This is a genomic window from Afipia clevelandensis ATCC 49720 (assembly GCF_000336555.1).
GTDB lineage: Bacteria > Pseudomonadota > Alphaproteobacteria > Rhizobiales > Xanthobacteraceae > Afipia > Afipia clevelandensis.
Genome location: NZ_KB375281.1, coordinates 532,676 through 545,508, shown reverse-complemented (window position 1 = coordinate 545,508; position 12,833 = coordinate 532,676). Strand labels below are relative to the sequence as shown.

Below are 12,833 nucleotides of genomic sequence, written 5' to 3'. Positions count from 1 at the left end.
ACCCACATACCGAGAGCGTTAGCATTGAGCGGACGGGATGAATACGCCTGTCTTTGTTTGAAAGGTACACATGTCTATCGGCCGCTAAATTAGTCTGGATTGATGCCCGTAAATCAGGAAGCGTAGTTGATGAGCAATCCAACGTCCTATGTATGGACACCTCCGCCCGAACTAATTGCAGAGAGCAACCTGACCGCGTTCCTGCGCGCGACCGGATACGGCGATTACGATAGCCTCTCAATAAAGGCTGACTCCGATCCCGCATGGCTTATGGAAGAGGTTTTCAAGTTCTGCGGCGTCAGGTTTTATCGCCCTTACGATCGCATGCTCGATTTGTCGCGCGGGCAGCCATGGGCACGCTGGTGTATTGGCGGCACTACCAACATCGTCCTGAACTGTATTGATAAACATCGCGACACCCACCTCTGGGATCAAACGTTTCTCGTCTGGGAGAGCGAAGACAAACTCGAACTGCGGAACCTCTCATATCGAGAAATCGACCACGATATTGGACAGCTTGCGCGCGCGTTGACCGATCTCGGCATCGGCAAGGGCGACGTGGTTGCACTATACATGCCGAACGTGCCGGAAACCTTTGTTGCTTTTTTCGCAGTATTGAAGTTGGGCGCGATCCTAATGCCCCTTTTCTCAGGCTTTGGTCCGGCACCCATGCAAACCCGGCTCAACCATGGCGGCGCCAAAGCTGTCATCACTGCGAGCGGGACATGGCGGCGCGGCGCGGCGGCACAGCTTAAATCCATCCTCGACGTTGCGCTCGTTTCCTCGCCGACGGTGCAGCACGTGATCGTGGTCGAACGCAAAGGCCTTGAGATTGAAACGCCGATGCGGGAGGGGCGAGATCTCTGGTGGCATAATATCGTCGCCGGAAAAGATAGCACAATCGCGACAGTCGAGATGAATGCCGAAGACCCTGCGATTCTGCTTTACACTTCGGGGACCACCGGCGAGCCGAAGGGTTGCGTTTGGACCCATATCGGATTTATCGGCTCTATGGTCACGCGCGATATGGTCATTTGCGCCGATTTCAAATCGTCGGACCGGTTTTTCTTTCTCAGTGACATGGGCTGGATGGTCGGGGCGATGTGCGCCTGTATTCCCAGTTTTGCCGGAGCAAGCCTTCTGATCGCGGAAGGTACGCCGGATTTCCCCGACACTGGCCGATTCTGGCGGTTAATCCAAAATCATCGCGTCAGCTATCTCGGAGTATCGCCCACCATTGTCCGTGGTTTGATGCGCTACGGAACGCAGGACGTGAAGCGCTACGACCTGTCGACCCTGCGTATGACAGTGTCGGGCGGCGAGGCATGGACCAGCGCACCATGGCAGTGGTTCTTTGACCATGTCTGCAAGAGAAAAATTCCGATTATAAATATTTCCGGTGGCACCGAAGTTGGAGGCTGCATCTTCACGGGGACGCCGAACCATCCAATGAACCCCGGTTCGTTCTCGCGTCCGGCGCTCGGCGTCGGCGCGGACATCGTGGATATTTCAGGCAAGAGTTTGCCGCCGGGCGAAGTCGGTGAACTGGTGCTGCGTCATGCTTCGATCGGACTGACCAAGAGCTTATGGAAAGCCGATGCGCGCTATATCGAGAGCTACTGGAGCACGCTTGACGGTCTTTGGGTGCATGGCGATTTTGCGATGCGCGGCCGTGATGGTCTTTACTATATCCTTGGGCGCTCCGACGACACCATCAAGATTTCCGGCAAGCGAACCGGGCCGTCCGAGCTTGAAGGTCTTTTGATAGATACTGGCAAGGTCTCCGAGGCGGCGGTGTTTGGTATTCCGCACCCAGTAAAGGGTTCAGCGATCGTTTGTGCCTGCGTGCTCATGCCAGGTGCGCACATCGAGAGTGATGTTGCGAACGAGCTCTCCGCCGCTATCGTGAATGGTATGGGCGCATCATATCGGCCGGAGAAGATAATTTTCGTGGATGATCTGCCTCGAACCCGCAACATGAAGATCATGCGCCGGGTATTGCGGGCAGTCTTCGAAAGCCGCGATCCCGGCGATATTTCCGCACTCGCCAATCCCGAAATAGTTGACAAGCTTCGCGAGAAACTCGGTGCCACTTAATCGAAGCAGAAGCCGACGGCCCTTCTCAAGAAGGAGGTCGGACGCAATCCCGGCCGCCATCTCGGAAAGGCCATCGCTCGCAATGCTTAGATTGGGCAATCTTGTGGAAAAACCGGCTTTCGTTTTTCAAGATGCGATGCCAATCCCTCGCGTGCCTCGGCGCCGGTGAAACCCAAAATCTCAAGCGCAGTTGAGGTATCGAACAGCGGACCATTAACACGCAGCCAGTTATTGAGAGCGTATTTGGTCCAACGGATCGCGCTTTGCGCCCCGTTAGAAAGCTCCTCCGCCGTCTCAAGCGCAACCCTCTGCAACTCTGCATCTTCGACGCACAGCGACACAAGGCCTATCCGCTCAGCTTCCTCGCCGGACAGCGGCTTGCAGGTGAGCAGGTAATATTTCGCTTTGGCAAGGCCGCACAACAAAGGCCAAATGATACAAGCGACGTCGCCCGCCGCTACGCCAAGCCTTGTGTGACCATCGACAATACGCGCGGACTTTCCACATATCGATATATCGGCAAGAATTCCGACGACCAAGCCTGCGCCGACGGCGACACCGTTGATGGCCGAGATAATCGGCTTGTTGCAATTGATAACATTATAAACGAGGTCCTTGGCCTCCTTCCACGTCGACATACGTGAGACAGGATTGTCGAGAATACTCTTGATCAGCTCAAAATCTCCGCCGGCCGAAAATGCTTTTCCCGCCCCGGTGACGATGATTGCGTTAATGTCAGGGTCGTCGTTGATGTCACGCCAGATATTCGTGAGCTGAGTGTGGGTCTCAGCGTCGACCGAATTGTAGGTTTCGGGCCGGTCAAAGGTGAGCCGGAGAACCCGCTTGGCCGGATAGTCGAGCTTCAATTTAGTATAAGCAGCATAACGATTGGACATCGGCTTCCCTTCTGAACGCTTGGTTGACTCGATTGGTCGGATTGATCCTTACGGCGATCACGCTGCATATCGCAATCGGAAGATTCTCTTGCTTCCGATAAGCTTCGCAGCGAACCTCCCTATGAATTCATTCGAACGGATGTTAGAATTTTAAGGCCGATCGGGACCCGCTGCAAGCTCATACTTTTTAATTGAGTTCGCTGGCGGGGCTGGCGAAAGCAAGACTCGGAGGATTTGCAGTGACGCACGGGCACAAAAACGCTCTGGCAACGAGGGCGGGCGCGAGCCCCACGATTGGCGAAGTGTTTTGCGCGAGCGCGCTAATGAATAAATCGTCGATCGCGATCGAATATCAGGGAAGACATGTCAGCTATGGGCAACTCCTTGACCGTGTGCATCGTGCGACTTCGATGCTGGCAAGCAAGGGCCTGCGCCGAGGCGACCGCGTAGCACTACTCTCGCGTAACAGACCGGAGTATCTCGAAATAGAACTAGCGGCAGCCAATCTCGGTGTCATGACGGCTTGCCTGAACTGGCGGTTGTCGCAACGTGAACTCTCCTATTGCATCGAACTGGTTTCGCCGAAGCTCTTGATCATTGAGAAGGAACTCGTTGGCAATTCTGTAAGTCTTCCAGTTGAAGGCCGCGAAGTGATCGAGATCGGTTTGGAATATGAAAATCTCTTGAAGGAACATAGCAATCGCGCGCTTCCTATTGCTGCGGACCCTGAAGACGGTCTAGTCATTCTTTACACCAGCGGAACGACCGGCCTCCCCAAAGGCGCCGTGATATCTCATCGGGCGATGATCATGCGGGCACTGGTGTTCAGTTCCGAGCTGAACATCGCTCATCACGATACCTTTGTGGCTTGGGCGCCGCTGTTTCACATGGCATCCACAGATCACAGTCTTGCGACATTGTTACGCGGCGGAACAGTCGTCATCATCGATGGTTTTCAGATTGAGTCGTTATTGTCCGCTTTGAAGTGTCATCGGATTGGCTGGCTTGTTCTGATCCCGGGTATGATTGAATTATTCATCACGGCTTTTAAGGCGCAGAAAATGACCTTAAAAGGCGTTGGTCTTTGTGGAGCTATGGCAGACCTCGTTCCTCCGCACGTCATCGCCGAGGTAACTGGCCTGCTGCAGGCTCCTTACCTCAACAGTTTTGGTTCGACCGAAACCGGTTTACCTCCGGCAACCAGATCATTAATCCCGGTGGGCGAGGTCCCCAGCAGCCTAGCGAAACGACAGAGCGCATTCTGTGAAATCAAGCTTGTCGATTCTGCCGACAACGAGGTCGCAACGGGGACACCGGGAGAACTCGCCATTCGCAGTCCGACTTTGTTCTCCGGTTATTGGAAAGCTGATGACACCAACGCGCGCGATTTTCGCGGCGGATGGTTTCACATGGGCGACGTTTTTCGACGCAATGATGACGGCTCCCTCGATTTCGTAGATCGCGCCAAATACATGATCAAGACTGGCGGTGAAAATGTGTACCCCGCCGAGATAGAACGAGTTTTGATGAGCGACATGCGGATCACCGAGGCCGCGATCGTGCGTGTCCCAGACGCGAAATGGGGCGAAGTCCCAGTGGCATTCGTGTCACGCGGTGACAGCTCAGTCACCGAGGCCGATTTGCTGGCCCTGTGCCGGCGCGATCTTGCCGCATATAAATGTCCCCGGCAGTTTCGCTTTATCGATTTTTTGGAGTTTCCCCGGTCCACCAGCGGCAAGGTTCAGCGCCATGTACTCGAATCTAGGCTGGCAGGCGAAAGGATGTGAGTGCTTGCCAATGGGAGAACAAATGCGTCGCGGGTGAAAAGCATACGGCGGCGAGCGAGAACAAACCCGTCACCAGACTGGTGCCTTTCGACAACCAAGCCAAGTTCCTGGGGCTTTCCAACAGTCGCACGTCCACCGACTAACGCGCGGCGGTCGAAAACTAACTTCACTTAATACCTTGAGCGGAGACTAAATGCCTTCAATTCGCAAAGATTCGCTACGCGGTAAGGTCGCGGTGATCGGGATCGGAATGTCGCCGGTCGGCAAGGTGCCGGGAAAGAGCCCGCTATGGCTCGCCGCCGACGCGGCCAAGCAGGCGTTGGCCGATGCCGGCATTAAGAAAAACGAGATCGATGGCGTGCTGTCGAGCCATGCCTTCGCCTCTCCCTTCCACCGATTCAGCGTCGCGTTCAGCGAATATTTTGGTATTCAGCCAACCTTTTCGAACACGCTTCAGGTGTCCGGTGCCACGGCGGCAACGATGTTCAACATCGGCGCTGCTGCCATTCATGGCGGGCTCGCCGAGGTCGTACTCGTGGTTGGCGGCGACAGCCTACTGACCGGTTTGACACCGGATCTCGCGCTGCGCTCGATGACGGAAAGCCGTGATCAGCAATACGAGATGCCGTTCGGCATTCCGGTCGCGAACACCTTTGCCATGACCGCACATCGGCATATGAAGGATTTCGGCACCACACCGGAACAGTTGGCGGAGGTCGCTGTAATCCAGCGGCGTCACGCGATGCGCACCCCGGGAGCACAACAAACCAGGCCGATCACTGTGGAAGATGTGCTCAATTCCGGCATGGTCACGACACCCTACCACAAGCTTGACTGCTCGTTGATTTCGGATGGTGGCGCTGCATTCATTCTCACGTCAGCAGAACGTGCAGTAGCACTCGGAATCGCGGCGCCGATCTATATTCTTGGCGGTGGCGAATGTTACACGCACGAACATATTTTCCTGATGCCATCGCTGACGACTACCGGCGCGGTCGAGTCGAGCCGCAGGGCCTACCAAATGGCGGGATATGGCCCGAAAGATATGAACGTTGCTGGCATTTACGACTGCTTCACCGGCACAGTTGTGATGATGCTCGAAGATCTCGGCTTCTGCCCCAAGGGCGAAGGCGGCCGCTTCGTCGAAGACGGACAGATGACCTATGGCGGCCAAATACCGTCGAACACCCATGGCGGATTGTTGTCATTCGCGCATTCGGGGATGCCCGGATCGCTGTTTCATTTTCATGAGGTGATCGCGCAGCTACGCGGCGAGTGTGGCGAGCGTCAGGTGCCGGATGCCCAACTCGGGCTGGTTCATAGCCTGGGTGCAGGTTTTGCTACTAACGCCACTACCATCCTAGGGACGGAGAAGACGCTGTGATCTCGCCTGAAGACGCCATGAAGAAACCGATGCCCGCGCCCGACGCTGATTCTGCGACCTTCTGGCGCGGCATGCGCGACGGCGAATTACTGCTTCAACACTGCGGCGATTGCGGCAACGTGCAATATTATCAGCAAGCGATTTGCCGCAAATGTGGCGGTGAAAATCTTGCGCATCGCGGGGCGAGCGGGCGCGGCAAAGTGCATTCCTTCAGCGTCGTGCATCGAGCGCCAGGACCGGCATTCAAAGCCGACGTTCCTTATGCGGTCTTGTTGGTCGAACTTGAAGAAGGACCGCGAATAATCAGTACCTACACAGGCGGCAAGCCCGATGATGTCGTGTTCGACATGGAGGTCATGCTCGTGTGCGAAAAGGTCAATGACGAGATCACACTGCCCCGCTTCAGACAGACCTGACTCATGATCCGGCTAACAGTGGCTTTACTGACAGTGAGCCTGCGCCCGCGTCCGCGGAATTCTCCAAAACCCGTAAACATCGTCGCGCCCGGTGCAGTCCGACATCTCTCGCCTCAAGCTGCCCGAACTAGAGAAACGGCGAGCGAAATAATGAAACTGCCACGGCACCTTTTGGCCGGGCAACATGTGAAGCGCAACGCGATTGCCAAGATCGAATTTTATCTCAGCCAATTAGTTGTCCCCAAAACTGAACGCAGATTAAGAAGCTCTGACTTCGTTGTTTCCAAGATTTGTAACATTTGTTCATTTTCGAACAAATGTTAGGTTGAAATGTTGGGCACCCCTGCTTAAAAGATAGAACGAAATTGATGCTGCTTACCGCTAGCAGTCTCACATCAACACGGACAACGCAGGTTTCAACCGGCGACGGAGTTCCGACATGGACTTTGATCTTACGCACGAGCAGCGGCAGATTTACGAATATGGCGATATGGTTGCGAAGCAATTTGATCGCAAATACTGGATGGAGTGCGCTGACAAGCACGTATTCCCTCAAGCCCTTTACAGCAAGGTTGCGGAGGATGGCTTCGTCGGAACGATGGTGCCTGAAGAGTACGGCGGCTCGGGACAGGGCATGGTCGAGATGCACCTGTTCCTTGAAGGATTGTCGAACAACGGCATCCCCCTGCTCAATCTTGTTGTGGGCGCCGCGATGAGTTTGGGGTTTATTGCCAAATACGGCAGTGAGGCGCAGAAGATGCGCTATCTTCCCGACGCGTGCGGCGGCAAGACGCGCTTCTGCTTTGCAATTACTGAGCCTGACGCCGGGACAAACACGATCCGCACTTCTACGATTGCAAAGAAACGCGGCAATCGCTTCGCCATGAGCGGTCAGAAGACATTTATTACCGATGCGGACGGCGCCGATTTCGCATTGGTGGTAACGCGAACAACGGCACATACCGAGGTTCAAAAGAAGACCGATGGCTTCACCCTGTTTGTGGTCGATCTGAAAGCCAAGGGAGTGCAGAAGCAATACATTCCAGTAAGTATCCCGGCGCCGGAAACACAATGGCAGATTTTCTTCGATGACGTCGATCTTGGGCCAGACGACATTGTCGGCGAAGTCGACAAGGGATTCGGCATTTTGTTCAAAAGCCTCAATCCTGAGCGCATTCTGGTCGGTTCGATTTCCTGCGGTCTCGGCCGCTATGCCCTGAACCGTGCAGTCGAATACACTAAAGAACGACGGGTTTTTAACAATGTACCGATCGGATCTTACCAGGGCTTGCAACATCCGCTTGCAAGCGCTCGCACCGATGTTGAGTTGGCGTCGCTGATGACGTTGAAGGCCGCTTGGATCTTCGATCAGGGTCGCGAAGCCGGTGAATTTTCCAACATGGCTAAGCTTGCTGCCGCTGATGCTGGTATCAAGGCCGTTGATACTGCGCTGCAGTGCTTCGGCGGCAACGGCTTTACCAAAGAGTACGGTATCTTCGATATTTATCCGTTGGTGCGACTGCTGAAGACCGCCCCGCTCAACCGCGAAATGATTCTCAATTACATCGGCGAGCATGTGATGGGGTTGCCGCGCAGCTATTGAGGTACGACCCAGAAAACCGAGAGCGCTCAATCAGGAAAGTTGTCTGCGATGTCTCTTATGAAGTCCGATGTGTCTGTTGCGAGCGAAGATTATCGCCGCAACCGCGACGCCTACGGCGTGAGAATCGCCGATTTGCACGAGCGCCGCGCAGCGGCACGGTTGGGCGGGCCCGAACGTGCGCGTCAATTGCACAAGGAGCGCAAGCAGTTGCTGCCGCGCGAACGTATCGCCGCTTTGCTCGATCCCGGCTCGCCGTTCCTTGAATTTTGCCAACTTGCGGGCGAAGGCATGTACGAAGGCGTGCCGCCCGGCGGCGGCATTATCACTGGCGTCGGGATGATATCGGGCCGGGCCTGCATGATAATCGCCAACGACGCCACGGTGAAAGGCGGCACTTATTACGGCATAACCTGCAAGAAACACGTTCGTGCACAGAAGTTCGCCTGGCAGCATCGACTGCCTTGCGTCACCATGGTGCAATCAGGCGGTGCGAACCTGCCGGATCAACCCAACATTTTTCCCGACGACGGCCAGTTCGGATCGATCTTTTACAATCAGGTCCGGATGTCGAGCGAGGGTATCGCACAGATCGCAATCGTTCACGGCCCCTCGACCGCAGGCGGCGCTTACATGCCGGCGCTCTGCGACGAGACCGTCATTGTTCGCAATCAGGGCGCGATGTTTCTGGGCGGGCCGCAACTCGTCTATGCCGCGACCAAGGAAGAGGTCGGCGTAGAAGCGCTCGGCGGCGGTGAAATGCATAGTCGCGTCAGCGGTGTTACTGACCATCTGGCGGAAAGTGACAGCCACGCGATTGCGATTACCCGCGATATCGTCGCTAATCTCGGCGACATTCCCGTACAACGGTGGAACTTGGCGTCACCGCGTGAGCCGCTCTTCGACCCCAAGGACATTTATGGGCTGATTAGCGCGGACCCACGTATTCCGACCAACAATCGAGAGATTGTTGCGCGGCTGGTCGATGGCAGCGAGTTTCACGAGTTCAAGCCGCTATATGGCGAGACCCTGATCACCGGGTTTGCGCGTATCATGGGGTTTGAAATCGGAATTCTTTGTAACAACGGCGTCCTGTTTTCCGAATGCGCGCTGAAGGCGACCCACTTCATCGACCTTTGCTGCAAGCGAAATATTCCCCTCCTGTTTATGGCCGATGTCACTGGGTTCATGGTCGGGCGCGAGGCCGAAGAAGGTGGCATCGCCAAGCACGGTGCTAAGATGATCACAGCGATGGCGAGCGCCAACGTGCCCAAATACACCTTGATCATCGGCAACTCATATGGCGCCGGCTACCTTGCGATGTGCGGCCGCGCTTTCAAGCCAAATGCGATGATGATGTGGCCGCACGGCCGGTCGGCGATCATGGGGCCGGATCAAGCCGCAAACACGCTCGCCATGGTCAGGGACGATATCCACAAACGGGATGGCACCACTTGGACCGACGAAGAGCGCGAGGCTTACCGATCGCCTGTACGCAAGACGTTCGAAGAGTTTGCCAACGCCTACAGCTTCGCACGCAATACTTGGTGCGACATGGTGATCGATCCGCTCGAGACCCGCAATGTGATGGCGTTGCTATTTGACCTTGCCGGTCGTCTGCCGCAGCAGGATACGGATTTCGGCGTATTCAGGATGTGATGGCGGAGGAAAGCGTTAAGTGTTCAAGAAAATTCTGATCGCCAATCGCGGAGAGATAGCCTGTCGGATCGCGCGAACCTGCCAGCGCCTCGGCGTCGCAGTCGCTGGCGTCCACTCCTCGGCCGATGCCGATGCACTGCACGTGAAGACGATCGGCGAATCCATCGAGATCGGCGGCGCGACTGCATCGGATAGCTATCTGCGGATCGACGCGGTCATAGCCGCGGCGAAGGCGAGCAACGCGCAGGCTATCCATCCCGGATTCGGCTTTCTCGCTGAGAATGCAACTTTCGCTCGCGCCGTCGAGGGCGCCGGTCTGGTTTTCATCGGACCGACGCCCGAAGTGATCGAAAGACTTGGCGACAAGGCCTCTGCAAAAAATGAAGCCGAAGCCGCCAATGTGCCGATCGTACCCGGCAGTAAGACGCCGACCGAGGATGCCGCAGAGATCGCCCGGATCGTCCAAGATGTCGGGCTCCCGGTGATGCTGAAGGCTGCGGCAGGCGGCGGTGGTAAGGGTATGCGCGCAGTCTCATCGTTCGACGGTCTTGTGGGCGAAATCGAAGCAGCCATGCGCGAGGCTAAGAATTCGTTTGGTTATGCGGGATTAATCGTCGAGAAGTTAATCGAGCACGGTCGCCACATCGAAGTTCAGATCGTCGGCGATGGCAAAGGGAACGTGATTCATCTGTTCGAGCGCGAATGTTCGCTGCAGCGACGGCATCAAAAGATTATTGAAGAAGCTCCAGCAGCCAATCTCCCCGCAGCGCTTCGCGACAAGATCGCTGCCGATGCGGTCCGGCTCGGCAAGCAGTTGAATTATCGTGGCGTCGGCACCGTCGAATTCATCTTGCGCGGCGAAACCTACTATTTTCTGGAGGTGAACCCGCGCCTCCAGGTCGAGCATCCCGTCACCGAGATGATCACAGGTATCGATATCGTGGAGTTGATGCTGCGCATCGCCGCCGGCGAGGGATTGCCTGTTGCCCAGAAGGACGTGACATGCAGCGGCCATGCGGTCGAAGCGCGCATTTGCGCCGAAGACCCCGTTAATGATTTTCTACCCTGCACGGGTGACATTGTTTACGTGCGATTTCCGGCTGACGGCGTTCGCGTCGAAACTGGAATCGAGAGCGGCTCCACCGTCACGCCGTATTACGACTCCATGCTGGCAAAACTCATCGCTTATGCCGAGACGCGCGACGAGGCGCTCGACAAGCTTGACCGCGCGCTCGACGAAACCTCGATTTTCGGAATCACTACCAATCTGAAATTTCTCAAGCGATTGATAGCGCTCCCCGCGACGCGGAGCGCTACCTTCTACACCCGACTGATTGATGAGCAGATGAAAGAGTTGCTCGACAAGGGCACCGATACGGACACTGAAGCGCTGGCGCTCGGCGCCTACTACTGGATGATCAGGCAACGCCAGCCCGCCGTGAACGGTCCATGGCAGTCGCTCGCCACGACCGGATGGCAGATGTCTGCAGGCGGCGAAGGATTGTCGCCGATTCCGATCTTGCACCTCGAAACTGACAAGGCGAGCGCTGGGATCAGGTTCGCGCCGCTGAAGCCCGATGACACGATGATTGTCGGCATCAATGACGAGCAACTGCCTGTCAAGCTAATCCCAATCAGTGATGAACGCTTTACGGCTATTATCGGCGGGCGCCGCGAGGTGGTGCGGATTTATCAGGCGGACCAGACGATCTTCGTCCACGATCATCGTGGCGTTCACACATTGAAGGCGATCCCCTATCTCAGCTACATCAGCGCGTCCGTCGCAACCAGCGGTGAACTACGAGCGCCGATGATGGGCATGATTCTCAAGGTAAATGTCTCGGTTGGTGACAAGGTCAAGGCAGGCGATGTTGCGGCGATTCTGGAATCCATGAAGATGGAACTACGTATCGTCAGCGAAGTTGACGGCGTGGTGAGGGCAGTCGACTGCCGGCCGGGCGAGACCGTCGAGCGCAACGCGGTCGTCGTGGTCGTAGAACCGGAACAGCAGCTGTAATCAGTATAAAATTGGGAGTGATTGATATGATTCTTGACCTTAAGGGAAAATCGGTCGTCGTCACTGGCGGTGGTTCGAACATCGGCAGAGCTATTGTGCTCGGGTTTGCGGCCGAGGGTGCCAATATTACAATTGGCGATCTCGACCAGTCGCAGGCTGAAAAAGTTGCCGAACTTGCGCGGAAGAATGGCGCCGCCAGCGTTCAGGTGGTCAAAACCGACGTGACCGATTTCGATCAGGTGAAAGCCATGTTCAAGGCCGCGACGGAGAAGCATGGCACGGTCGATGTGCTCGTCAACAACGTTGGCTGGGATCAACTAATGTTCTTCACTCAGACAACGCCCGAGTTCTGGCAGAAGATCATCCAGATCAATTATGTTGGCGTGCTCAACTGCACCAAGTGCGCGCTAGATATCATGATTCCGAAGAACACCGGTGCTATCGTGTCAATCAGTTCCGACGCAAGCCGCTCTGGCGAACCGCGCGAGGCGGTTTATGGTGGGGTGAAGGCCGCTATCAATTCTTTTATGAAGACCATTGCTAAAGAGAACGGCCGATACGGGATCCGCTGCAACGTCGTTTGCCCTGGTGTCACTGTGCCCGTAGATACGGAAGAAGTTGGTACCAACAGCATGTGGACAAAGCCCGATTCAATGTTCACAGCCGAGCAATTCGAGAAAGTTGCCAAGGCGCTGCCTCTGCGCAAGCTCGGTCGCCCGAACGATATCGCCAACGCCGTGACGTTCCTCTCGTCCGCCGCTGCCGGTCATGTCACCGGCCAAGTTCTGTCGGTCTCGGGCGGGTACACCATGATTGGCTGAAATCAGCTGTCAATTTCGCCAAAACGGAGCTCCGTTTGATCGTACCTAAGAAGAGATCATTCATGACGCCAAAGACTTCGTCGCGACCATCACCGCCAATCGGCGAGCGAGCATTCGGCGTCAGAAGCGCGTCATTGGAGCCGCCGGCGATAAAAG

Annotated in this window: 9 protein-coding genes; 8 read left to right on the top strand and 1 reads right to left on the bottom strand. The window is 56.0% G+C overall.

Going from position 1 to position 12,833, the window contains the following annotated elements; translation table 11 throughout:
• The first annotated feature begins 129 nt into the window (after positions 1–129).
• The gene (locus HMPREF9696_RS02385; RefSeq protein WP_002711346.1) at positions 130–2,097 is read left to right on the top strand and encodes an AMP-binding protein; all 1,968 of its coding nucleotides are present in this window, start codon (positions 130–132) and stop codon (positions 2,095–2,097) included.
• Between the two features lie 86 nt (positions 2,098–2,183).
• On the opposite strand, the gene HMPREF9696_RS02380 is transcribed toward HMPREF9696_RS02385, so the two are convergent.
• On the bottom strand, positions 2,184–2,993 hold the full coding sequence (locus HMPREF9696_RS02380; protein ID WP_002711345.1) for an enoyl-CoA hydratase/isomerase family protein: 810 nt from the start codon (positions 2,991–2,993) through the stop codon (positions 2,184–2,186).
• Between the two features lie 191 nt (positions 2,994–3,184).
• Between HMPREF9696_RS02380 and HMPREF9696_RS02375 the strand changes: the two genes are divergently transcribed.
• The 7 genes from HMPREF9696_RS02375 (at position 3,185) to HMPREF9696_RS02345 (ending at position 12,677) form a co-directional block, all read left to right on the top strand.
• On the top strand, positions 3,185–4,780 hold the full coding sequence (locus HMPREF9696_RS02375; protein ID WP_245259191.1) for a class I adenylate-forming enzyme family protein: 1,596 nt from the start codon (positions 3,185–3,187) through the stop codon (positions 4,778–4,780).
• A 193-nt stretch (positions 4,781–4,973) separates the two neighbouring features.
• Positions 4,974–6,164 (top strand): thiolase C-terminal domain-containing protein, encoded by a 1,191-nt coding sequence (locus HMPREF9696_RS02370; protein ID WP_002711343.1) that lies wholly within the window; start codon positions 4,974–4,976, stop codon positions 6,162–6,164.
• A gap of 17 nt (positions 6,165–6,181) precedes the next feature.
• A complete protein-coding gene (locus HMPREF9696_RS02365) occupies positions 6,182–6,580 on the top strand; it encodes a Zn-ribbon domain-containing OB-fold protein (RefSeq protein WP_245259190.1) in 399 nt (132 codons plus the stop codon).
• 439 nt (positions 6,581–7,019) lie between these two features.
• Positions 7,020–8,183, top strand: a complete 1,164-nt coding sequence (locus tag HMPREF9696_RS02360; protein WP_002711341.1) for an acyl-CoA dehydrogenase family protein — start codon at positions 7,020–7,022, stop codon at positions 8,181–8,183.
• Between the two features lie 48 nt (positions 8,184–8,231).
• Positions 8,232–9,839, top strand: coding sequence for a carboxyl transferase domain-containing protein (locus HMPREF9696_RS02355; protein WP_002711340.1), 1,608 nt, complete (start codon positions 8,232–8,234; stop codon positions 9,837–9,839).
• A 19-nt stretch (positions 9,840–9,858) separates the two neighbouring features.
• The gene (locus HMPREF9696_RS02350) at positions 9,859–11,856 is read left to right on the top strand and encodes a DUF2118 domain-containing protein (RefSeq protein ID WP_002711339.1); all 1,998 of its coding nucleotides are present in this window, start codon (positions 9,859–9,861) and stop codon (positions 11,854–11,856) included.
• Positions 11,857–11,882: 26 nt separating this feature from the next.
• Positions 11,883–12,677 (top strand): SDR family NAD(P)-dependent oxidoreductase, encoded by a 795-nt coding sequence (locus HMPREF9696_RS02345; protein ID WP_002711338.1) that lies wholly within the window; start codon positions 11,883–11,885, stop codon positions 12,675–12,677.
• Positions 12,678–12,833: the final 156 nt, after the last annotated feature.

Bases quoted from the DNA above. Each gene is read 5' to 3' on its own strand.
- HMPREF9696_RS02385 (WP_002711346.1), top strand. From the start codon at position 130: ATGAGCAATCCAACGTCCTATGTATGGACACCTCCGCCCGAACTAATT.
- HMPREF9696_RS02380 (WP_002711345.1), bottom strand. From the start codon at position 2,993: ATGTCCAATCGTTATGCTGCTTATACTAAATTGAAGCTCGACTATCCG.
- HMPREF9696_RS02370 (WP_002711343.1), top strand. From the start codon at position 4,974: ATGCCTTCAATTCGCAAAGATTCGCTACGCGGTAAGGTCGCGGTGATC.
- HMPREF9696_RS02365 (WP_245259190.1), top strand. From the start codon at position 6,182: ATGAAGAAACCGATGCCCGCGCCCGACGCTGATTCTGCGACCTTCTGG.
- HMPREF9696_RS02360 (WP_002711341.1), top strand. From the start codon at position 7,020: ATGGACTTTGATCTTACGCACGAGCAGCGGCAGATTTACGAATATGGC.
- HMPREF9696_RS02355 (WP_002711340.1), top strand. From the start codon at position 8,232: ATGTCTCTTATGAAGTCCGATGTGTCTGTTGCGAGCGAAGATTATCGC.
- HMPREF9696_RS02345 (WP_002711338.1), top strand. From the start codon at position 11,883: ATGATTCTTGACCTTAAGGGAAAATCGGTCGTCGTCACTGGCGGTGGT.